This is a genomic window from Pseudarthrobacter sp. O4, assembly GCF_050157025.1.
Taxonomy (GTDB): domain Bacteria; phylum Actinomycetota; class Actinomycetes; order Actinomycetales; family Micrococcaceae; genus Arthrobacter.
In genome coordinates, this window is record NZ_CP189591.1 from 843,270 (window position 1) to 863,974 (window position 20,705).

Annotated in this window: 20 protein-coding genes and 1 riboswitch; of the genes, 4 read left to right on the forward strand and 16 right to left on the reverse strand. The window is 67.3% G+C overall.

From position 1 onward, the window contains the following. Positions 1 to 37: 37 nt before the first annotated feature. The 11 genes from ACQCSU_RS03880 to ACQCSU_RS03930 all read right to left on the reverse strand — a co-directional run bounded on the left by ACQCSU_RS03880 (position 38) and on the right by ACQCSU_RS03930 (position 8,213). Entirely contained in the window at positions 38 to 700 is a 663-nt protein-coding gene (locus ACQCSU_RS03880) for a ribonuclease HII (RefSeq protein ID WP_426978374.1), read from the reverse strand. Positions 701 to 709: 9 nt separating this feature from the next. Continuing rightward, positions 710 to 1,582 (reverse strand): signal peptidase I, encoded by an 873-nt coding sequence (lepB, locus tag ACQCSU_RS03885; protein WP_426978375.1) that lies wholly within the window; start codon positions 1,580 to 1,582, stop codon positions 710 to 712. Positions 1,583 to 1,708: 126 nt separating this feature from the next. After that, positions 1,709 to 2,383, reverse strand: coding sequence for a signal peptidase I (lepB, locus tag ACQCSU_RS03890; RefSeq protein ID WP_426978376.1), 675 nt, complete (start codon positions 2,381 to 2,383; stop codon positions 1,709 to 1,711). Positions 2,384 to 2,488: 105 nt separating this feature from the next. Then, a complete protein-coding gene (rplS, locus tag ACQCSU_RS03895) occupies positions 2,489 to 2,848 on the reverse strand; it encodes a 50S ribosomal protein L19 (protein WP_354246957.1) in 360 nt (119 codons plus the stop codon). Positions 2,849 to 3,090: 242 nt separating this feature from the next. Next, a complete protein-coding gene (gene trmD / locus ACQCSU_RS03900; RefSeq protein WP_426978377.1) occupies positions 3,091 to 3,930 on the reverse strand; it encodes a tRNA (guanosine(37)-N1)-methyltransferase TrmD in 840 nt (279 codons plus the stop codon). Continuing rightward, complete coding sequence (gene rimM / locus ACQCSU_RS03905; RefSeq protein WP_426978378.1) at positions 3,927 to 4,517, reverse strand: ribosome maturation factor RimM; 591 nt, start codon at positions 4,515 to 4,517, stop codon at positions 3,927 to 3,929. The genes trmD and rimM overlap by 4 nt, the downstream gene beginning before the upstream one ends. A 125-nt stretch (positions 4,518 to 4,642) precedes the next feature. Further along, positions 4,643 to 4,885, reverse strand: a complete 243-nt coding sequence (locus tag ACQCSU_RS03910; protein ID WP_056426755.1) for an RNA-binding protein — start codon at positions 4,883 to 4,885, stop codon at positions 4,643 to 4,645. A gap of 4 nt (positions 4,886 to 4,889) precedes the next feature. Beyond that, positions 4,890 to 5,309, reverse strand: coding sequence for a 30S ribosomal protein S16 (rpsP, locus tag ACQCSU_RS03915; protein ID WP_426979706.1), 420 nt, complete (start codon positions 5,307 to 5,309; stop codon positions 4,890 to 4,892). A 255-nt stretch (positions 5,310 to 5,564) separates the two neighbouring features. Next, a complete protein-coding gene (locus ACQCSU_RS03920; RefSeq protein WP_426978379.1) occupies positions 5,565 to 6,002 on the reverse strand; it encodes a hypothetical protein in 438 nt (145 codons plus the stop codon). A gap of 153 nt (positions 6,003 to 6,155) precedes the next feature. Further along, positions 6,156 to 7,031 carry a VOC family protein gene (locus tag ACQCSU_RS03925; protein WP_426978380.1) on the reverse strand — a complete coding sequence of 292 codons (876 nt, stop codon included), beginning with the start codon at positions 7,029 to 7,031 and terminating at the stop codon, positions 6,156 to 6,158. Between the two features lie 69 nt (positions 7,032 to 7,100). Beyond that, positions 7,101 to 8,213 carry an amidohydrolase family protein gene (locus tag ACQCSU_RS03930; protein WP_426978381.1) on the reverse strand — a complete coding sequence of 371 codons (1,113 nt, stop codon included), beginning with the start codon at positions 8,211 to 8,213 and terminating at the stop codon, positions 7,101 to 7,103. Between the two features lie 118 nt (positions 8,214 to 8,331). Next, positions 8,332 to 8,439: riboswitch (TPP riboswitch) on the forward strand. Between ACQCSU_RS03930 and thiC the strand changes: the two genes are divergently transcribed. Continuing rightward, positions 8,435 to 10,234, forward strand: coding sequence for a phosphomethylpyrimidine synthase ThiC (gene thiC / locus ACQCSU_RS03935; RefSeq protein WP_426978382.1), 1,800 nt, complete (start codon positions 8,435 to 8,437; stop codon positions 10,232 to 10,234). Its footprint overlaps the riboswitch before it by 5 nt. An 83-nt stretch (positions 10,235 to 10,317) precedes the next feature. On the opposite strand, the gene ACQCSU_RS03940 is transcribed toward thiC, so the two are convergent. Both ACQCSU_RS03940 and ffh read right to left on the reverse strand, forming a co-directional pair. Then, a complete protein-coding gene (locus tag ACQCSU_RS03940) occupies positions 10,318 to 11,067 on the reverse strand; it encodes an alpha/beta fold hydrolase (protein WP_426978383.1) in 750 nt (249 codons plus the stop codon). 89 nt (positions 11,068 to 11,156) lie between these two features. Beyond that, the gene (ffh, locus tag ACQCSU_RS03945; protein ID WP_426978384.1) at positions 11,157 to 12,746 is read right to left on the reverse strand and encodes a signal recognition particle protein; all 1,590 of its coding nucleotides are present in this window, start codon (positions 12,744 to 12,746) and stop codon (positions 11,157 to 11,159) included. Positions 12,747 to 12,898: 152 nt separating this feature from the next. Here ffh and ACQCSU_RS03950 point away from each other — a divergent pair, with 152 nt between their 5' ends. Next, complete coding sequence (locus ACQCSU_RS03950) at positions 12,899 to 14,287, forward strand: glucose-6-phosphate dehydrogenase (RefSeq protein ID WP_426978385.1); 1,389 nt, start codon at positions 12,899 to 12,901, stop codon at positions 14,285 to 14,287. 98 nt (positions 14,288 to 14,385) lie between these two features. On the opposite strand, the gene ACQCSU_RS03955 is transcribed toward ACQCSU_RS03950, so the two are convergent. Both ACQCSU_RS03955 and ACQCSU_RS03960 read right to left on the reverse strand, forming a co-directional pair. Beyond that, positions 14,386 to 14,724 carry a P-II family nitrogen regulator gene (locus ACQCSU_RS03955; protein ID WP_264354265.1) on the reverse strand — a complete coding sequence of 113 codons (339 nt, stop codon included), beginning with the start codon at positions 14,722 to 14,724 and terminating at the stop codon, positions 14,386 to 14,388. Beyond that, positions 14,721 to 16,106 (reverse strand): ammonium transporter, encoded by a 1,386-nt coding sequence (locus ACQCSU_RS03960; protein ID WP_426978386.1) that lies wholly within the window; start codon positions 16,104 to 16,106, stop codon positions 14,721 to 14,723. The genes ACQCSU_RS03955 and ACQCSU_RS03960 overlap by 4 nt, the downstream gene beginning before the upstream one ends. 244 nt (positions 16,107 to 16,350) lie before the next feature. Between ACQCSU_RS03960 and ACQCSU_RS03965 the strand changes: the two genes are divergently transcribed. Beyond that, positions 16,351 to 17,601, forward strand: coding sequence for an MFS transporter (locus ACQCSU_RS03965; RefSeq protein ID WP_426978387.1), 1,251 nt, complete (start codon positions 16,351 to 16,353; stop codon positions 17,599 to 17,601). A gap of 87 nt (positions 17,602 to 17,688) precedes the next feature. Beyond that, complete coding sequence (locus ACQCSU_RS03970; RefSeq protein WP_426978388.1) at positions 17,689 to 19,383, forward strand: hypothetical protein; 1,695 nt, start codon at positions 17,689 to 17,691, stop codon at positions 19,381 to 19,383. Between the two features lie 78 nt (positions 19,384 to 19,461). Here the strand turns inward: ACQCSU_RS03970 and ftsY are convergent, their stop codons facing one another. Beyond that, entirely contained in the window at positions 19,462 to 20,673 is a 1,212-nt protein-coding gene (ftsY, locus tag ACQCSU_RS03975) for a signal recognition particle-docking protein FtsY (protein WP_426978389.1), read from the reverse strand. Between the last annotated feature and the right edge of the window lie 32 nt (positions 20,674 to 20,705).

Sequence of the window (20,705 nt, forward strand, 5' to 3'; positions counted from 1 at the left end):
CCGCCACCGGGCCCGGACCGTCGAGGCCGGCCGCAGGCTAGAGCAGCCGCCAGCTGACCCGGTGGTACGGCGTGGGCCCGGCCGCGCGGAGGGCGTTCTTGTGCTCGGCGGTCCCGTAGCCCTTGTTCTCGTCCCAGCCGAAGGCCGGGTACTCCGTGTGCAGCTCGCGCATCAGCCCGTCGCGTTCCACCTTGGCCAGGATGCTGGCCGCGGCGACGCTCAGGCACTGCATGTCCGCTTTGACGAGGGTGTGCACCGGCGCGTCGCAGCCGGGCTCCGCCGGGCCGTCGTCAAACAGCGAGGGCTGGGCCTCCGGAGACAGCCAGTTGTGGCTGCCGTCCAGCAGCACCACGTCCGGGACCACGCCGCCGGCCAGGACCGAGAGCCAGGCCCGCGTTCCGGCGAGCCGGAGCGCCCCCACAATGCCGAGGGTGTCGATTTCGTTGGCCGAGGCATGTCCGACGGCCGAGGCAACGCTCCAGCTCCGGACGAGTGGCACCAGGCGTTCCCGGTCTGCCACCTTTAGCAGCTTGCTGTCCCGCACATCCGCCAGAAGCTGCTGCTGTTCGAGGTCGATGACGGCGATCCCCACGCTGACCGGCCCGGCCAGGGCGCCGCGGCCCACCTCGTCGATACCGGCGAGGAGCCGGGCGGAGCTGCGGAAGCGGCGTTCGTAGTCAAGAGTGGGTGCGTCAGACATCGCTGCCCGTTACTGTCCGGCCGGGGCGGGAACGCCGCGGAAGACGTCCGGGTAGTTATCCAGGGACGTGATCCGGTTCAGCGGCCAGGCGATGACGGCAGCCTTGCCCTCGATATCGGCCACGTCCACGAAGCCGCCGTTGCTCTCCAGATGGGCGCGGGAGTCGGCGGAATGGTTCCGGTTGTCTCCCATGACCCAGACCTTGCCCTCGGGGACCACAACGTCGAAGTCGCGCACCTGCGGCACTTCCGCGGCGTTGATGTACTTCTCGGCCAGGGGCGCGCCGTTGACGGTGAGCTGGCCGCCGGCGTCGCAACAGACGACATGGTCGCCGGGCAGCCCGATGACCCGCTTGACGAGGTGCTGTTCGGAGTTGTCCGGCAGCAGGCCGACAAAGGTCAGCCCGTCCTGCACCCAGGTGAAGGGGCCGTCGACCTTCTCCGCCGCGGGGACCAGCCAGCCCTTGGTGTCCTTAAACACCACGACGTCGCCGCGCTGAAGCGCGAACGGTTCGGGGACAAGGAGGTTCACGAAGATGCGGTCGTTCACGTCCAAGGTGTTGACCATGGATTCGGACGGGATGTAAAACGCGCGGAACAGGAATGTCTTGATCAGGAAGGACAGCACGATGGCGACGACCACCACTGTGGCCACTTCCTTTACCCAGAGGAAGAACGGGTTGCGTCCTTCTTTCGCCTTGGCCCTCCTGGCCCGCTTTGACGTGGGTCCGGCGTGAGACGGACCGGCGTGAGATGCCCCCGCCCCCGCACGCTGAGCACGCTGCGCCTGCGGCACCGCCGCCGTCGGGTCCTGCACCTGCGGCACAGCCGCCGTCGGGTCCTGCGCCTGCGGGAGCGCCGCGGTCGGGTACTGAGGTGCCACCGCGGGCTCCGGGTCAGCCCGGAAATCAGGGCTCACCGGCTGAACGGAGGTGGGGATCGCTGAGGAGGTAACCCGGGGCTGGTCCTGCCCCCGCGGATCAGGAATCCGGGGTCCGGTCTCGGGCATCTACTGTCCGTTCGTTGTTGTGTTGGCGGCCGCAGTGGGCCGTGTTACTGCTGTAAATCTATCAAGGGGCCAGATGATCTGTACCGGCCGGCCGACCACGCGGTCCAGCGGCACCATTCCCCCGCCGGGGGCGCCGAGCAGGCTCCGGGAATCGGCCGACATGGAGCGGTGGTCGCCCATCAGCCACAGCCGTCCGGCGGGCACGGTCACGCTGAACGTCTGCACGCTGGGGGCATCGCCGGCATTTAGGTATGGTTCCGCAACTTGCTGGCCATTGACTGTGAGTCCGGGCGCGTCGCAACATACCACGTGGTCACCCGGAAGCCCGATGACGCGTTTGACGTAGGTGTCTTCACTGCCGGCCAGGCCAAGCCAGCGCCCGGCGGCGGCGAGGAAATCGTGCACCGGGCCCTTGCCGCTGTTCAGCGGGGCGAAGGACCCACGGCCGTCGAAGACGACGACGTCGCCGTGCCGCACCGGCCCGGCCTGGAAGTCCGTCCGGGACACCACGATCCTGTCACCCTCGCGGAACAGCGGCTCCATCGAGGCGGAGGGGATGAAGTAGACGTCGAGCCAGACCGAACGGACCACCCCGCTGATGACGAAGGCGAGAGCCAGCGCCAGCAACGCAAAACGCCAGCCGAGTTTCCTGGGCTGGCGTTTTGTCTGTTCCATGATCCGTATCCTCTAACGCTTTTCTGAATTGAACGGCGCTGTTGCGGATGCTCCGGCGACAAGCCGGATACGGTCCGTGGACCCGCGGTGAAGTCCGGAAGGGACTTACTTTTTGGTCTGGAAGTCGCGCTTTTCCTTGATCTTCGCGGCCTTACCGCGCAGATCACGCATGTAGTACAGCTTGGCGCGGCGCACGTCACCCTTGGAGACAACCTCGATCTTGTCGATGATCGGGGAGTGCACCGGGAAGGTACGCTCCACGCCGACGCCGAAGGAGACCTTGCGGATGGTGAAGGTTTCGCGGAGACCGTCGCCGTGGCGGCCCAGGACGAAGCCCTGGAAGACCTGGACACGGGAGTTCTTGCCTTCGATGATGTTCACGTGAACCTTGAGGGTGTCACCCGCGCGGAAGACGGGAACATCGGTGCGCAGCGAGGCTGCATCTACGGAATCGAGGATATGCATTGATCCACTCCTGGTGAACGCCACAGGTCATTCACGTTGGGTCACGGCGGCGAAGCCCGGGCGCAAATGCGGTCCGGAAATTCCCGCCGAAAATTTTCAGTCCGGCTCCGCCAGGAATTGACAGGGCCGGGGTGCCGGGCTGTTGATAACGATCCCCACTGTGGCAGGTTCGTACCCAGCAGGCACAAGGACTAATTTTGCCACATCCGGGGGCTTCCGGCCAATCCCGCGCGACGCGGACTCTAGGACTGCTCCGCACCGGCGTCGGGGCGGCGCCTGAGGTGTCCGTCGACGACGTCGTACCCGAGGTCCGAGAAGGCCGTACGGTCCGCGCGCGGCAGCTTGGCGGCGTCGAACTCCGTGAGCAGGTCCGGGCGGCGTTCGGCAGTGCGCCGGTACTGCTGGTGCCGGCGCCATTGGGCGATTTTGCCGTGGTTGCCGCTCAGCAGCACCGCCGGCACCTCGCGGTCCCGCCAGCTGGAGGGCTTGGTGTAGACAGGGTATTCCAACAGCCCGTCCGAGTGGGATTCCTCGACCAGGGACTCGGGGTTGCCGACGACGCCGGGCAGCAGCCGCCCGATGGCCTCCACCATGGCCAGCACGGCCACCTCGCCGCCGTTGAGCACATAGTCCCCGAGGCTCATGGGCCGCACGGTGAAGTGTCCGGCCGCCCATTCCATCACGCGCTCGTCGATGCCTTCATAGCGTCCGCAGGCGAACACCAGCCGGTCCTCCTCGGCGAGTTCGTGGGCCGTGGCCTGGGTGAACCGCTCCCCCGCCGGCGACGGCACAATCAGGACCGGCCTGGCCGCCGCTTCAGACGCCTCGGTCTCCGCGCTGGCGGCTTCGGGTCGGGCGGCGGCCACGGCGGCCAGCGCCTGGGCCCACGGCTCCGGCTTCATGACCATGCCGGCACCGCCGCCGTACGGGGTGTCATCCACTGTCCGGTGCCGGTCCGTGGTGAAGTCCCGGAGGTCGTGGACGTTGAGCTCCAGCAGCCCGTCCTGGCGCGCCTTACCGATCAGCGAGAGTTCCAGCGGCGCCAGGTACTCGGGAAAGATGCTGACGACGTCGATCCTCATTTAGGCGTTTCTCCAGTGGCGTCGTCGGACTCGGCAGCGTCCTCGGACCCGGCGTCGTCGGACTCGGCGCCCTCTTCGGCGTTGACCTCAAAGAGTCCAGGCGGCGGGGTGACGAGGACAAAGCCTTCGCCGACGTTGACCTCGGGGACAATCTGCTCCACGAAGGGGATCAGGATTTCCCTGCCGTCCCGCGACGTGACCACGAGCAGGTCCTGGACCGGGAGGGTGTTCAGTCCGGAGACCTTGCCGACCACCTTGTCGCCGACGCGGACGTCCAGGCCGACGAGCTCGTGTTCGTACCAGCCCTCGTCGTCGTCGTCCTCGTCCAGTTCCTCGGTTTCGATGAACAGCTTGGCGCCGCGGACGGTTTCCGCCTCGTTGCGCGTCTCGATCTCCTCGAATGCGAGCAGCAGGATGTCCTTGTTCCAGCGGGCGCTGAGGATGGTGAGCGGGCCGGCCGAGGCGGGCTCCACCACGAACTGGGTGCCCGGGACGAAGCGGTCGCCGGGCGCGTCGGTGAGCACCTGGACGGTTACTTCGCCGCGGATGCCGTGGGGCTTGCCGATTCGTGCCACCTGAAGCTGCATCTGTTCCTCTGTTCGGGGTTGGTTTGCTCGGGGTTGGTGATTCTGTGGATCAAGGGAAAACAGTCCGGCCCCTCCACCATTATCTGGTGAAGGGGCCGGACTCAAAACAAGTGTTGCTGAAAGCGTTACCGGCGGCGGTCGGTGTCGACGACGTCGACCCTGACCGGTTCGCCATCCGCCAGCGCTGCAACCACAGTGCGCAGTGCGCGTGCGGTGCGGCCCTGCCGGCCGATCACCCGTCCGAGGTCGTCCTGATGAACACGCACTTCGAGGGTGTCCCCGCGGCGGTTGTTCTTCGCACTGACCTTGACATCCTCAGGGCTGTCAACGATCCCGCGGACGAGGTGTTCGAGCGCTTCTGCCAGCAATGTACTAAGCCTCAGTGGTCTCTGCTGCGGCGTCGGCGGGGGCCTCGGCTGCGTCGTCCTTCTTGGCCTTCTTGGTGATGGCTTCCGGGATGATCACGGAACCCTTTTCCGGGGTAACGAAGGCAGCCTTGGGAGCCTTGGTCTTCAAGGTGCCCTCCTGGCCCGGGAGGCCCTTGAACTTCTGCCAGTCACCGGTGATCTTGAGGATCGCGGCAACCTGCTCGGACGGCTGTGCGCCGACGCCGAGCCAGTACTGGGCACGGTCCGTGTCGACCTCGATGTACGAGGGCTCTTCGGTCGGGTGGTACTTGCCGATCTCTTCGATGGCACGGCCATCACGCTTGGAGCGTGCGTCCATGACGACGATGCGGTAGTACGGTGCGCGCATCTTACCGAAGCGCTTAAGGCGAATCTTTACGGCCACTTTTGTGGTCACTCCTGTTTCTGAAACGGGGTCGAGCCCGGCGTTCTGCACCCGTGGGGCGGGCCGTACTAGGGGGTTCTAAAAGGACAAGATCCGGACGCGGAGAGAGGGGCCACGCAGATCGAGTACCTGTTCATTGTGCCAGATCAACGCACGGATTTCGACTTGACACTCTCACTGCGGGAAAATAACAGTGCAAATAAGAGGGCAAATCTGCAGACAAATCACCGGGCCAGGCGGTTCCGGCCTGCGGCGTCAGCGGGTCCAGACGTAGAGCCCGGACCGGGTGGCGGGATCGACGCCGGCAGCCAGTTCCGCCAGCTGGCGGACATAACCGGCGGCCTGGTCCGCACCGAAGGGCATGTCCTCCTCGGCGGCCCAGCTGAGGGCCACCTCCGCCAGGACGTCGCCCTCCCCCTCGGTCTCATAGCTGAGCAGATCGGCGAGCGCCCTGACCATGGCCGGCGGGACGCCCAGCAGGGAGTCGCTGGCCACGTCCACCATGGCGAGCTCGTAGTCGGCGCCGGCGGAGTGCACGGCCGTCCCGGCCAGATCGCCGAGGCGTTCGACTTCGAAGTCGCTGATGTCCGGGATCCGGAGGGCCCCGGGGGCCGGGGCTCCGCCGCCCTCGAGCGCAGCTGCGCGCTTGAGGGCTTCATCGTGGGTGGAGACAAAGATTTCGGTGAATCCCATGGGTGATCCTTAGTGGCTCGGCGCTGATCGCGCGGCGGAAAGTCCGGCTCCAGCCTAGCCCAGCCGCGCGGTCCGGACGGCGTGCCGGCCAGCGCCGCAGCCGGCGTGCTGTCAGCGCCGCAGCGCACCGTCGGCGCCGCACCCAGCGTGCCGTCAGCGCACGGCGACGCGGATGCGGTTCCGCCACGGGTCGTCGAAGCGCAGTTCGGCTCCCGTGTGGTGCGAGGGGACGCCGGCGGTCTTGAGACGGTCGGCGAGGGCTCCGACGTCGTCGCCTGACGGTACTTCGATCAGCACCTCGCCCAGGCCGAGGGTGTCCCGGCGGGGGCCGGCGCCGCGGCTGTTCCAGACGTTCATCGCCATGTGGTGGTGGTAGCCGCCCGCGGACACGAACAGCGCCTGGCCGTGCCAGCCTGCCGTCTTCTCGAAGCCGAGGGTCCCGACGTAGAACTCCTGCGCGGAGTGCACGTCACCCACCTGCAGATGGACATGCCCGATGCCGGCCTCCGCCTCATGCTGTCCACTGACGGACTCCTCGGTGAGGAACTGTTCGAGGTAGCGCTGCGGCGGCAGGGCCAGGCTGTCCATCACAACGTTCTTGCCCTCCCAGGACCACGCCTCGCGCGGACGGTCCCAGTACAGCTCGATGCCGTTGCCCTCGGGATCGTTGAAGTAGAAGGCCTCGCTCACGAGGTGGTCCGCACTGCCGGTGAAGGACTGCGGCTCGAACTGGGCGGCGCTGGCCACGGTGGCGGCGAGGGACGGCTGGTCGTCGAACAGCAGGGCGGTGTGGAAGAGGCCGGCCTCACCGCGCGAGGGGAGGCTGAGTCCGGGCGCCGGGGCGAGGTGGACCAGCGGCTTCTGCCGGCGTCCAAGGTAGAGCCCGCCGTCCTGCTCGGCCACGATGTCGAGGCCGAGGGCGCGCTGGTAGTAGTCCGTCATGAGCTTCATATCGCCGACCTTGAGCATCACGGTGCCCATGGTGAGTGCGGCGGGAAGAAGATCCTGGGTGCTGGCTTCTGCAGTCATTTGATCGCTCCGGTGCTTCAGCGGCCACCGACCCTCGATGACCTTACATAGAGTAAATTACTTGAAGCTTCAATTTATTCCTAATGGCCTGGTTTGTCCCTGGCGGACCGGCTCTCCGCGCAGCACGATGTGTTTCAGCTGCCGCAGCGTGTCCAGACGGCTCCGCGGATCGTCGGCGCAGACCAGGACATCGGCGCTGGCACCTTCGCTGATCGCGTCGGCACCCAGCCAGGCGCGGGCGGCCCAGGCACCCGCGTCGAGGGCTGCCCGGGCCGGAAGACCGGCATCGTGCAGGGCCTGGATCTCGTCAACGATCCGCCCGTGCTTGATGACGCTGCCGGCGTCCGTGCCGGCATAGATGGCCACCCCTGCTTCGAAGGCCTCCAGGATGCGTTCGCCGCGGCGTTCCCAGAGTGAGCGCATGTGCGCGGCGTAGCGGGGGAACTTTGTGTCCGCCCGCTCCGCGATGGCCGGGAACGTCGCGATGTTGATGAGGGTGGGGACGATCGGCACGCCCTGTTCGACGAAACGAGGCAGGTGCCGCGGAAGCAGGCCGGTGCCGTGTTCGATGCAGTCGATCCCGGCGTCGAGCATGTCATCCAGGGTGTCCTCGGCGAAGCAGTGCGCCGTCACCCGGGCGCCTTCATCATGGGCGGCCTGCACGGCGTCCTTGAGCTCCCGGACCGGGAAGCCCGGGGCGAGGTCGCCGGCGTCGCGGTCAATCCAGTCCCCCACGAGCTTGACCCAGCCGTCGCCGGCGCGGGCCTGCTTGCGTACGGCCTCCACCAGACCCTCCGGCTCGACTTCGACGGCGAAGCCGTGCAGGTAGCGCCGTGTCCTCGCGATGTGCCGGCCGGAGCGGATGATGCGTGGCACGTCGGCACGCCGCTGCAGCCAGCGGGTGTCGTGCACGGCGCCGGCATCGCGCACCAGCAGGGCGCCGGCGTCTCGGTCGGTGATGGCCTGCGCCTCCGCCATCTGTTCCGCGACATCCCCGCCGGGGCCGAGACCGATGTGGCAGTGCGCGTCGACCAGCCCGGGGATGACCCACCCGTCCAGCACGAGGTCCGGCGTGTCGGCGGGCCGGCGGAAAGTCAGCAGACCGTCGACGGACCACAGGCCGTGGTGTTCCCGGTCCGGCCCGGTGAGGATGGGGCCGCTGAACTCGATGATGCTGGTCATGGCTTAAAGCCTAATCCTCATGGCGATCCGCCGGCCCAGGTGGTCCAGTCCGAGTTGCGCTTCGTGGGCGCGGGGGGCCGCCAACTCCGGTCCCCGTCAACACCTGTGGTAGCTTCGTCTACGACCACACGGGTGCCCTTGCAGGGGCTGAGATCGGGCTGATGCAGCCTGCGACCGTTGAACCTGTCCGGGTAATGCCGGCGAAGGAAGTGAGTATTCCCGTGAATACGCAAGAAACACAGTTGATCCCTGCCAAATATGAGACTGTCCAGGAAACACAGTCGCTGAAGTCCCATTCTTTGGCTTTCACCACGGACGAGGAACACGGCATCCGCGTTCCGGTGACCGAAATTGCCCTGGAGGATTCCCCCGGCGGGGTGAAGAATCCGCCGTTCACGATATACCGGACGGCCGGCCCCGGAAGCGATCCAGTGGTCGGCCTGGAGCCGTTCCGGTCCGAATGGATAGAATCCCGGGGCGATACCGAGCCCTACGGCGGCCGGGAACGAAACCTGCTCGACGACGGCAAGTCCGCGGTGCGCAGGGGCGCCGCGTCTGCTGAGTGGAAGGGTGCACAGCCGGTGCCCCGCCGCGCCGTCGACGGCAAGACGGTCACCCAGATGCACTACGCCCGCCAGGGGCACATCACGCCTGAGATGCGGTTCGTGGCTGTGCGGGAGAACTGCGATGTGGAGCTGGTCCGCAGCGAAGTGGCCGCAGGCCGCGCCATCATTCCCAACAGCATCAACCACCCCGAATCCGAGCCCATGATCATCGGCAAGGCCTTCCTCGTGAAGATCAACGCCAACATCGGCAACTCGGCGGTCACCAGCTCCATCGCCGAGGAAGTGGACAAGCTGCAGTGGGCCGCCCAGTGGGGCGCGGACACGGTGATGGACCTTTCCACCGGGGATGACATCCACACCACCCGTGAATGGATCATCCGCAACTCCCCCGTCCCGATCGGGACGGTGCCGATCTACCAGGCGCTGGAGAAGGTCAACGGCGAGGCCAATGACCTGACCTGGGAGATCTACCGGGACACGGTGATCGAGCAGTGTGAGCAAGGCGTGGACTACATGACCGTCCACGCCGGTGTGCTGCTGCGCTATGTGCCGTTGACCGCCAACCGGGTCACCGGGATCGTGTCCCGCGGCGGAGCGATCATGGCAGGCTGGTGCCTGGCCCACCACGAGGAAAACTTCCTGTATACGCACTTTGACGAGCTGTGCGAAATTTTCGCCAAGTACGACGTCGCGTTCTCCCTCGGTGACGGTCTGCGGCCAGGGTCGACGGCGGACGCCAACGACGCCGCCCAGTTCGCCGAACTGGACACCCTGGCCGAACTTACCAAGCGGGCGTGGAAATACGACGTGCAGGTCATGGTCGAAGGCCCGGGGCACATCCCCTTCCACCTGGTCCGTGAAAATGTGGAACGCCAGCAGGAGCTGTGCGACGGCGCCCCGTTCTACACGCTCGGGCCGCTGGTCACGGATATTGCGCCCGGGTATGACCACATCACCTCGGCGATCGGCGCCACGGAGATTGCCCGCTACGGCACCGCGATGCTCTGCTACGTCACACCCAAGGAACACCTCGGACTGCCCAACAAGGACGATGTGAAGACCGGCGTGATCACCTACAAGATCGCCGCCCATGCCGCCGACCTCGCCAAGGGCCATCCCGGAGCGCACGAACGCGACGACGCCCTGTCCAAGGCCCGGTTTGAGTTCCGCTGGCGGGACCAGTTCGCGCTGTCGCTGGACCCGGTCACGGCCGAGGCCTTCCACGATGAGACGCTCCCCGCGGAGCCGGCCAAGACGGCCCACTTCTGCTCGATGTGCGGGCCCAAGTTCTGCTCCATGCGCATCAGCCAGGACATCCGGGACGAGTACGGCTCCGCGGATTCACAGGCCGCACTCGCCGACATGGCGGCGGGAATGCGTGCGAAGAGCAGCGAGTTCCTGGCCTCGGGCGGCAAGGTCTACCTGCCTGAGCCGCAGCTTCCCGCTCAGCGCTAGCGGACCCGCCCAACTAGGTCGCAGTTAACGTCGTTTTGGGCGCCCATAACGACATTAACTGCGACCCAGTTGGGCCAGCGGGCTCAAGAGGCGTGGGCGTGCTGGCTCCGGCCGACGTCGGCGATGAAGGCCCGGATGACCCGGTCACCCTCTGCTGAATCCTGGGGCCGGTGCCCGCCCGCCGCAATGCGGTGCAGGGCGCCGGTCTCGCGGAGGTAGCCGGCGATTTCCTCGTAGAGCGGCTCCCAGCCACCGGTCAGCACCAGGGTGGGGACGCCGGGGACGATCTGCAGCGGGGCTTCCCAGGGCGGTGCCTGCAGCCGCAGCCTGCGGGCTTCACGCTGCTCTTCGGGTCCCGGGACTTCGGCCGTTCCGGCGCCGGGGCTGTGGGCGGCGAACGCCCGGCGGATGAACTCGCGCCGGAAGTCGTCATCGCTGAGGTGGTGCCGCACATCGAAGAGCGGCTGCATCAGGGCCCGGTGCGCCGCCGTCGCGGGCAGTTCCGCCGTCAGCGAGAGGCAGGCCGGTTCAACCAGGGTCAGGGACTGCACCAGGTCGGGGCGCTCGACGGCGGCCATCATCGCCGCTATGGCGCCCTGCGAATGCGCCACGACGTGGCCGCCCGACTCGCCGCGGCCGTCGTCGGCCAAGGCCCGCAGCACAATGACGGCGTCCGCGGCGAAGTCCGATTCAAGGGGTTCCGCGACGGCGTCGAAGCCGTGCCGGCGCAGGAACAGCGCGTCGTAGCCCAGCGCCATCCCGTGCTGTTTCGGCCACGCCGCGGCGCCGAAGCTGCCGGCCCCGTGGACGAAAACTACCCGCTGCTTGAACATGATCCAACCCTATGGCACCGGCCCGGCAATCAGCCCCGGCGACATAACGGTCCCGGCGTCTGGTTTGCCTGGTCGGCTACTTAATGCCGTTACTTGCTGCCGCCGAGGAACTTATCGAAGCCCTTGGGCAGGTTCAGCTGGGAGGGATCGAAATCCTCACCCTGCTGGCCGAAGGATGCCCCGGTGGGCAGTGGCTTGGGTCCGGCGGCACGCCGGGCCTCGGCCTCGCGGAGTTCCTGCGCGGCCTTGGCCGGGTTCCCGGAGCGGGCCTTTTTCTTGGGCGCGTTCTTGGCACCCTTGCGGGCACCGCCGCCGCCGCCCATGCCCGGCATACCGGGCATTCCGGGCATGCCGCCGCCGGCAGCCATCTTCTTCATCATCTTCTGCGCCTGGGCAAAGCGCTCCAGCAGGCCGTTCACCTCGGAGACGTGCACACCGGAACCACGGGCAATACGGGCGCGGCGGGAGCCATTGATGATCTTGGGCGCAACCCGTTCGTGAGGGGTCATGGACCGGACGATCGCCTCGACGCGGTCGATCTCCCGTTCATCGAACTGCTCGAGCTGCTGCCGGATGTTCTGCGCGCCGGGCATCATCATGAGCATTTTCTTCATGGAGCCCATGTTGCGGATCTGCTGCATCTGGGCGAGGAAGTCGTCCAGGGTGAAGTCTTCCTGGTCGGCGAACTTCTTCGCCATCCGGGCGGCCTCGTCCTTGTCCCAGTTCTGCTCGGCCTGCTCGATCAGGGTGAGCACGTCACCGAGGTCGAGGATACGCGAGGCCATCCGGTCCGGGTGGAAGAGCTCGAAGTCGTCCAGGCCTTCGCCGGTGGACGCGAACATGACGGGCTTGCCGGTTACGGACGCGACGGAGAGCGCGGCACCGCCGCGGGCGTCGCCGTCGAGCTTGGAGAGCACGATGCCGGTGAAGTTGACGCCTTCGTCGAAGGCCAAGGCCGTGTTGACGGCGTCCTGGCCGATCATCGAGTCGATCACGAACAGGACTTCATTCGGGACGATGGCCCGGCGGATCTGGCGCGCCTGTTCCATCATGTCCGCGTCGACGCCGGTCCGGCCGGCGGTGTCCACGATCACGACGTCGTGCAAGGTGCGGCGGGCTTCCTCGACGCCGGCGCGGGCGACGGCGACCGGGTCGCCGGCGGGGTGATCGAGCTCGGTGGAGGTGGCGCCCGGGTGCGGGGCAAACACCGGCACGCCAGCGCGCTGGCCGACGATCTGGAGCTGGTTGACGGCGTTGGGGCGCTGCAGGTCGGAGGCGACCAGCATGGGGCTGTGGCCCTGGGCCTTGAGGTACTTGGCGAGCTTGCCGGCGAGGGTGGTCTTGCCGGCACCCTGGAGGCCGGCGAGCATGATGACGGTGGGGCCGGTCTTGGCGAGGCGGATCCGGCGGGTTTCGCCGCCGAGGATCTCGACGAGTTCCTCGTTGACGATCTTCACGATCTGCTGGCCCGGATTCAGCGCGGCGTTGACCTCGGCGCCGAGGGCACGCTCGCGCACGCGGCCGGTGAATTCGCGGACCACGGGCACGGCAACGTCGGCGTCCAGCAGGGCACGCCGGATCTCGCGGACCGTGCCGTCAACGTCCGCCTCGGTCAGGCGGCCTTTGCCACGGAGGTTCTTGAAGGTTGCTGTCAACCGGTCAGAGAGTGAATTGAACACGCGCCGTGCACTTCTTTCAGTGGATCTACGGATGGCGGCCGGTCCGGCACGCCAGCGTCGCGACTGATGTTCGCCTGAACGAACCGCCTCGACAACGGGACTCGACTATCTAGGGTACCAAGACGCGCCTCCAAGATGGCATGCTGGCTTAGGTGACCAGCCAAACAACCGTGAAAACCCTGCTCATCCTCGGCGCCTCGGGCGACCTGACCGGAAGGCTGCTGCTGCCGGGGCTGGCCCGGCTGGTGGCCCGCGGGCATGCCGAGGGCCTGACGCTCGTGGGTGCAGGCTCCGATCCGTGGACGCCGGAACAGTGGCTGGACCGCGTCGAGGAGTCCTTTGCCGACGCCAATTCCCAGGCCGAGGCCCACGGCAGGCGGGAACTGAAGCGGATCCGCGAAACCACCAGCTACCACCAGCTGGACGTCACCGCCGAAGGGCAGCTCGCCGGGCTGCTGGCGCAGCTCAAGGGTCCCGTGGCCGTGTACTTCGCCCTGCCGCCGCGGATCAGCCAGCTGGCCTGCGAGGCCCTGACGCCGGAGCAGGTGCCGCCCGGAACCCGGCTGGTGATGGAGAAACCGTTCGGCTCCGATGAGGACTCTGCCCGCCACCTGAACAAGATCCTGGCCACCCTGGTCCCGGAGGACCACATCCACCGGGTGGACCACTTCCTGGGCAAGGCGACGGTGCTGAACATCCTGGGCCTGCGCTTCGCGAACACGTTCCTGGAACCCGTCTGGAACCGGCAGCACATCGAAAAAGTGGAAATCATCTTCGACGAGGACCTCGCACTGGAAGGGCGTGCGCGCTATTACGACGGCGCCGGCGCCCTCCGCGACATGATCCAGAGCCACCTGCTCCAGATCATGGCCCTGATGGCGATCGAGCCTCCGGCGTCCGTGGACGAGCGGGATCTCCGGGACGCGGTGGCCACCGTACTGCGCGCCAGCAGCATCAAGGCACCTTATGCCAAGAGCACACGCCGCGCCCGGTACACGGCAGGCACCACCGGCGGCCGCAAGGTCCCGGACTACGCCAAGGAGCACGGCGTGGGCCCCGCCCGGGGCACCGAAACCCTCGCCGAGGTCCAGGTGGAGATCGACAACTGGCGCTGGCAGGGCGTGCCGTTCATCCTCCGCTCGGGCAAGGCCCTGGGCGACAAGCGCAAGGAAGCCGTGGTCACCTTCCGGCCCGTGCCGCACCTGCCGCAAGGGTTCACCGGGGTGGACTCCCCCAACCAGCTGCGGATCGGATTCGGCCCGGACACGCTGCAGTTCGACGTCGATGTGAACGGCCCCGGCAACGTCCTCGCCCTGGACCGCGTCACCCTTGCGGCCGAGCTGAGCGCCTCCGAGCTGCTCCCCTACGGCGAAGTCCTGGAAGGCGTCCTCGCCGGCGATCCCCTGCTGTCCGTCCGTGCCGACACCGCGGAGGACTGCTGGCGGATGGTCGACCCCGTCCTGAAGTCGTGGGCCCGGGGAAGTGTCCCGCTGGAGGAGTACGCCGCCGGGACATCCGGTCCGGAGGGCTGGCCCACGTAAGCCATAAAATACCCGGGCACAGAAAAGCGGGCCGGCTACCTCTTCAGGCAGCCGGCCCGCTTTTGCTGGTGACGCTCTGCTAGATGGCGGCGCTAGAGCTAGATGGCGGCCGATCCGCGTTCCCCGGTGCGGACCCGCACGGCCTCAAACACATCCATCGTCCAGACCTTGCCGTCCCCGGCCCGGCCGGTGTTCGAACTGGCGATGATGACATCCAGGATGTCGTCCGCCTGTTCGTCCGTGGCCAGGACCTCTACCCGGATCTTGGGCAGCAGGTCCACGTTGTATTCGGCTCCGCGGTACACCTCGGTGTAGCCGCGCTGCCGGCCGTAGCCGCTGGCCGCGCTGACCGTGAGGCCCTGCACCCCGTAGGCCTCAAGGCCTTCCCGGATTGCATCGAGCTTTTCCGGCCGGACGATTGCTGTGATCAGTTTCATGCCCCCACACTTTCCTTGCCTGCTGCGGTCTTCTTGCCATTGGACGCCGGGTCCGCCGGGGCGGCGGCCGCGGCGGCTGTTTCTTCCGGGATCCCGGCTTCGCCCTGCGGCTTGCCGGTGATCAGTTCATGCAGCGGCTGGAAGCTTCCGCCGTGGCCGCCGACACCGAATTCGTAGGCCGTCTCTGCGTGCAGGCTGAGGTCCACGCCCACCACTTCCTGTTCCTGGGAAACCCGGAAGCCCATCGTCTTGTGGATGGCCAGGGCGATCACGGTGGTCAGGACTGCCGAGTAGGCGATGGCCGTGCCGGCCACTGCGAGCTGGGCCCACAGCTGGGTGAAGCCGCCGCCGTAGAAGAGGCCGCCGCCGACGCCCTCGACGGGGAGCGCGATGAAGCCCAGCGCGACGGTGCCGATGATGCCCGAGACCAGGTGGACGCCGACGACGTCGAGCGAGTCGTCAAAGCCCCAGCGGAACTTGAGTCCGACGGCGAGCGCGGAGGCCACACCGGCCACGACGCCGAGGCACAGTGCACCGACCGGGCTGACGTTGGCGCAGGCCGGGGTGATCGCCACGAGGCCAGCAACCACACCGGAAGCTGCACCGAGCGAGGTCGGGTGTCCGTCGCGGATGCGCTCCGTGACGAGCCAGCCGAGCATGGCCGCGGCGGGGGCCGCCAGGGTGTTGACCCAGATCAGGCCGCCCTGCTCCGCCGTCGTGGCTGCGCCGCCGTTGAAGCCGAACCAGCCGAACCAGAGGATGGCAGCGCCGAGCATCACGAACGGGATGTTGTGCGGGCGGTGGTTCGGGTCCTTCCCGAAGCCCTTGCGGTTGCCGATGATCAGCACGAGGATCAGTGCGGCGACGCCGGCGTTGATGTGCACCACCGTACCGCCGGCGAAGTCAATCGCGGGGCCCAGGGCCTTGCCGATGGCGCCTTCCGGGCCGAACAGCCCGCCGCCCCAGACCATGTAGGCCAGCGGGCAGTAGACCAGCGTGACCCAGACCGGCACGAAGACCGTCCACGCGCCGAACTTTGCGCGGTCCGCGATTGCTCCGCTGATCAGTGCCACGGTGATGATGGCGAAGGTGGCTGCGTAGCCGACCTTGATGAGTCCGTCAGGGGTGGTGACGCCCTCCAGCCCGAAGGTGGCGAACGGGTTCCCTACCATCTGGAGGAAGCCCTCGCCGGAGCTCATCGAGGCGCCCCAGAGCACCCACACGACACCGACCATGCCGATGGAGATGAAGCTCATCATCATCATGTTCAGTGCAGCCTTGGCGCGCGTCATGCCGCCGTAGAAAAATGCGAGTCCTGGTGTCATGAACAGCACGAGTGCCGCCGCCACCATCAGCCATACGTGACCTGCGGTAAGTTCCATGGTGCACGTCCTCCTTGCTTGGATGCGATCTAAGGTTTGTTCCTGCGGATTGCTCCGCCTGCCCCAACGCGTTTTGCGTTCTAAGAAGAGTTTTGCCGGGCAGTGTTTCACCGGCAGAGGATTTACATTGCCGGGTTGTTACAAGAACCTCCCGGAAGTAAATGGTGCGTCTCCGCCTTGTTACGGTTATGTTTCACGCCTTTAGTTCCGCCTTCCGCGTTCCGTGATCGAGGACCACAGCATCATGAGCAAGACCCCCCGCCCCGCCGGTGAAACCCGGTCCCAGGCCGCCGGCCGCCCATCGGGCCGCGCCCGGCTCCCCCGGGACATCAAGGTGATGTTGGTTGCCGCCTTCCTGATTGCGCTCGGCTTCGGGCTGGTGGCGCCGGTCCTTCCGCAGTTCGCCACCACGTTCGACGTCGGCGCGACGGCCGCCGCCGTGATTGTGAGCATCTTCGCGTTCATGCGGCTCGTGTTCGCCCCGGCCGGCGGGGCACTGATTGTGCGGCTGGGCGAACGGCCGGTGTATGTGGCCGGTCTGCTCATTGTGGCGGCCTCCACCGCGGCCTGCGCCTTCGCCCAGGACTACTGGCAGCTGCTGGTCTTCCGCGGCCTCGGCGGTGCGGGTTCGGTGATGTTCACGGTGGCATCGATGGCCCTCGTGATCCGGCTGGCGCCACCGGAAAGCCGCGGCCGTGTCTCCGGCGCCTATGCCTCGGCTTTCCTGATCGGAAACGTCTGCGGCCCGATTGTGGGTGGCCTTCTCGCCGGCTTTGGTCTCCGCGTCCCGTTCCTCGCGTACGCGGCAGCGCTGGTCCTGGCGGCCCTCGTGGTGCAGACCCAGCTCAGCCATGTTCCGGCCGCGTCCCGGCCGGAGGGCGGGGTGGCCCCGGCGATGGAACTCCGGGAAGCCCTGCGGGACAGCGCCTACCGCGCCGCCCTGGTCTCCAGCTTCGCGAACGGCTGGGCCACCTTCGGCGTGCGGATGGCCACCGTGCCCTTGTTCGCCGTCGCGGCACTAGGGGCGGGACCGGAGGCCGCCGGCTGGGCGCTGGCCGTGTTCGCGGCAGGAAACGCGGCGGCACTGACGTTTTCCGGCCGGCTCGCCGACAACCTGGGCCGGAAACCCCTGATGCTGGCTGGCCTGCTCGTCACCGGCACCGCCACGGCCGCCATCGGCTTCACCGAGCAGCTGCCCTGGTTCCTCGTGGCGTCCGCCGTCGCGGGCATCGGCTCCGGCCTGCTCGGCCCCGCCCAGCAGGCGGCCATTGCCGATGTGATCGGCAATGAACGTTCGAGCGGCCGCGTCCTCGCCGTGTTCCAGATGACCGCGGACAGCGGCGCCATCATCGGTCCCGTGTTCGCCGGGCTGCTGGCGGACCGTCTGGGCTACGGTTGGGCTTTCGGCGTCACCGGCGGCATCTTGGTCGCCGCAGCAGCCGGCTGGCTGGTGGCCCGGGAGAGCCTCCGGGCCCAGCCCGCGGCGAAGGCCTGAGGCCGGGGGCGGCGCCACGGTCAACCGGGCGCCCCGGCCTTGGCTAAGCTGGACGGGACTTGCCAAATCTTCCGGAGGTACTGCCTTATGGCGCCAATCGACCATTCACGCGGGTATTCAGCTGCCCCCGACCCCTCCGATGATGACGGCGCGCCCAAGGGCAACAAGAAGCGCTCGCGGCTGATCGCCGCCGCAGGGATCGTCGCCGTCGTGGCAGCTGCCGCGGTGGCCATCCCGCTGACCTTCGGCGCACCCGCGCCGGGGCCGCAGTCCGCTGTCTCGAGCCCGGCCGCAACGGCCGCAAGCAGCGAACCCGCAGAAATGGGTCCTGCCGTCACCTACTACGAGCAGGCCGGGCCACCGGCCGGTTCACCGCTGGAAAAGGTTGAACCCCTTAAGGTCGACGTGTCCAAGGACCTGGTGGGCACCTCCCTGAACAAGGGCCTGACAGGAATCTCGCTGGAGGCCACGGACCTGGCCGACCCCGATCTGAGCAGCGACAACGCCTCGATGGTGAAGCTCCTCAAGGAGATCGACCAGCCGGTCCTGCGGTTTGGCGGCAACGCCGTGGACCGCCGGTTCTTCTGGACATCCTCCAACGAGGCCCTCCCCTCCAACTACCGCGGAGACAAGGCGCATCCCGCAGAGGCTGTCGGTCCGGCGGAACTCACCCGGGTCAAGACGCTGCTGGACGCAACGGACGCCAGGGTCAGCCTCACCGTCGACCTCGGCCACTACGACCCGAACCGCGCGGCGGACATGGTCAAGCACGCCTCGGAAATCTTCGGTGACCGGCTGCTCAGCATCACCATCGGCAACGAGCCCAACGGCTTCGTCTTCAACGATGTGAAGACCGACGGCTACAGCCTGGACCAGTACATCCGGGAGCTCAAGGACTACGCCAAGGCGATCTATGCCGTGGCCCCGAATGTGCCCATTTCAGGTCCGGGCGCCTATGACCAGAAGTGGTGGCAGCCCTTCGTCGATGCGGACATCCCGCAGAAGAAGATCCTCACGTTCCACAACTACCCGCTCTACAGCTGTGATGGCAGCGACCCCAAGGGCTCGCCCACCATGTCCAACCTGATGAGCCGGCTCATGCACGACCGTGCGGCCGATTACCAGCAGGCGGCCCTCAAGGTGGGCCAGGCGGCGGGCCTGGAAACGTGGCTCCCGGAAACCGGGATCGCAGCCTGCCCCGGCTCCAACGAGACCTCCCGCACGCACGCATCGGCACTCTGGACCGCAGACTATGCCCTCAACGCCGCGCAGCTGGGGATCACCAGGATCGGGTTCCACAGCTCCATGCTCAGCTGCAAGGGCGGCCCGCCCATGTCCGCCATCTGCAGCGCCGGCGCCTACCCTCTGGGCAACGGCCAGATGTCCGGCCGGGCCAACTTCTTCGGCATTTCGATGGTGGCCGAGCTGGAGGCCGGAAAGTTCATGAAACTGGACAGCTCCGGAGGCGGGCTGGCGTACAGCTACGCGCTGCAGAACGCTGACGGCAGCACCAGCGTCGTCATCGTCAATGAGAACGATCCGGAAAAGGCCGCCCAGACCGATGTCACGCTGAACCTTCCGGGCAGGCCGCTGACCGGCACCATGACCCAGCTCACCGGCCCCAGCTACGGGGCCGAGGACAGCACCGTGATCGACGGGGTCACGTCCGAACCGACGCCGCTGGCGGACCGCGCCACGGTGCCGGGATTCCAGTACAAGTCCGGGACGCAGAACTTCAAGCTGACGGCCGGCACCGTGACGGTGCTGAACTTCAAGTACTGATCCTTCCCAACTGGCTCGCATTCGTTGTCGTTTCAGCGGTCAAAACGGCAACTACTGCGAGCCAGTTGGGTTGCGGACTCAGTTCAGCAGGGCGTCGACGAAGCCCTCCGCGTCGAACGGAGCGAGGTCGTCTGCGCCCTCGCCCAGGCCGATCAGCTTGACCGGGACGCCCAGCGATCTCTGGATCGCGACGACGATCCCGCCCTTGGCGGTGCCGTCCAGCTTGGTCAGGACGATGCCGGTGATGTTGACGACTTCGGCGAAGACCCTGGCCTGGTTCAGGCCGTTCTGGCCCGTCGTCGCGTCCAGGACCAGCAGCACCTCGTCCACTTCGGCGAGTTTTTCAATGACGCGCTTGACCTTGCTCAGCTCGTCCATCAGGCCCACCTTGTTCTGCAGGCGCCCGGCGGTGTCGATCATGACGACGTCGACTTCCTGATCGATGCCCGCCTGGACCGCCTCGTAGGCGACGGACGCCGGGTCCGCCCCGTGGACGTGGGACCTGACCGTGGGGACGCCCACGCGCGCACCCCAGGTGGCAAGCTGCTCGGAGGCAGCGGCGCGGAAGGTGTCCGCGGCGCCCAGCAGCACGTCCTTGTCCTCGGCCACGAGCACGCGGGCAAGCTTGCCCACGGTGGTGGTCTTGCCGACGCCGTTGACGCCGACCACCAGCACGACGGCGGGCTTGTCGGCATGGCGCTCCACCCGCAGGCTGCGGTCCATCGTGGGGTCCACGAGCTTGATCAGTTCCTCGCGCAGCAGGGCCTTGACGTGCTCCGGGGAACGCGTGCCCAGGACTTTCACCCGTTCGCGGAGCGCGTCCACGAGCTGCATGGTCGGTTCGGTGCCGAGATCGGCGAGCAGGAGGGTCTCCTCCACCTCGTCCCAGACGTTTTCGTCGATCTTGTCCGCGGAGAGCAGGGCCAGCAGGCCCTTGCCGAAGATGTTGTTGGACTTGACGAGGCGTTCGCGCAGGCGGGTCAGGCGGCCCGCCACCGGCAGCGGCGTCTCCACCGGGACGGTTTCCAGGCCGGCCACATCGTCCGGCACCTCGACCGTTTCGAGGCCCTCCAGGTCGGCGGTCTCCGGCGCCCCGCGTTCTCGCGTTGGCGAGGGCCGGTCCTCGACGAGGGTTCCTCCGGCGGAGCCTGACTGCACGGGATCGTTCTCGTCACGCGTGCCCGGGTAGCTCGTGATGTTCTTCCGGGTCTTCATGAGGACCGGAATCAGCGCACCGAGGACCACCAGGGCAGCGAGAATGGGCAGGATAATGGGGAGGATGTCGTTCACTCCCCTAGCTTCTCACAAACGCGAAAGCGGCC

Excerpts from the sequence above, each read along its gene's own strand:
- ACQCSU_RS03880 (WP_426978374.1), bottom strand. The coding sequence starts at position 700 with ATGTCTGACGCACCCACTCTTGACTACGAACGCCGCTTCCGCAGCTCC.
- lepB (WP_426978376.1), bottom strand. The coding sequence starts at position 2,383 with ATGGAACAGACAAAACGCCAGCCCAGGAAACTCGGCTGGCGTTTTGCG.
- rplS (WP_354246957.1), bottom strand. The coding sequence starts at position 2,848 with ATGCATATCCTCGATTCCGTAGATGCAGCCTCGCTGCGCACCGATGTT.
- trmD (WP_426978377.1), bottom strand. The coding sequence starts at position 3,930 with ATGAGGATCGACGTCGTCAGCATCTTTCCCGAGTACCTGGCGCCGCTG.
- rimM (WP_426978378.1), bottom strand. The coding sequence starts at position 4,517 with ATGCAGCTTCAGGTGGCACGAATCGGCAAGCCCCACGGCATCCGCGGC.
- ACQCSU_RS03920 (WP_426978379.1), bottom strand. The coding sequence starts at position 6,002 with ATGGGATTCACCGAAATCTTTGTCTCCACCCACGATGAAGCCCTCAAG.
- ACQCSU_RS03925 (WP_426978380.1), bottom strand. The coding sequence starts at position 7,031 with ATGACTGCAGAAGCCAGCACCCAGGATCTTCTTCCCGCCGCACTCACC.
- ACQCSU_RS03930 (WP_426978381.1), bottom strand. The coding sequence starts at position 8,213 with ATGACCAGCATCATCGAGTTCAGCGGCCCCATCCTCACCGGGCCGGAC.
- ACQCSU_RS03940 (WP_426978383.1), bottom strand. The coding sequence starts at position 11,067 with ATGTTCAAGCAGCGGGTAGTTTTCGTCCACGGGGCCGGCAGCTTCGGC.
- ACQCSU_RS03955 (WP_264354265.1), bottom strand. The coding sequence starts at position 14,724 with ATGAAACTGATCACAGCAATCGTCCGGCCGGAAAAGCTCGATGCAATC.
- ACQCSU_RS03960 (WP_426978386.1), bottom strand. The coding sequence starts at position 16,106 with ATGGAACTTACCGCAGGTCACGTATGGCTGATGGTGGCGGCGGCACTC.
- ACQCSU_RS03965 (WP_426978387.1), top strand. The coding sequence starts at position 16,351 with ATGAGCAAGACCCCCCGCCCCGCCGGTGAAACCCGGTCCCAGGCCGCC.
- ACQCSU_RS03970 (WP_426978388.1), top strand. The coding sequence starts at position 17,689 with ATGGCGCCAATCGACCATTCACGCGGGTATTCAGCTGCCCCCGACCCC.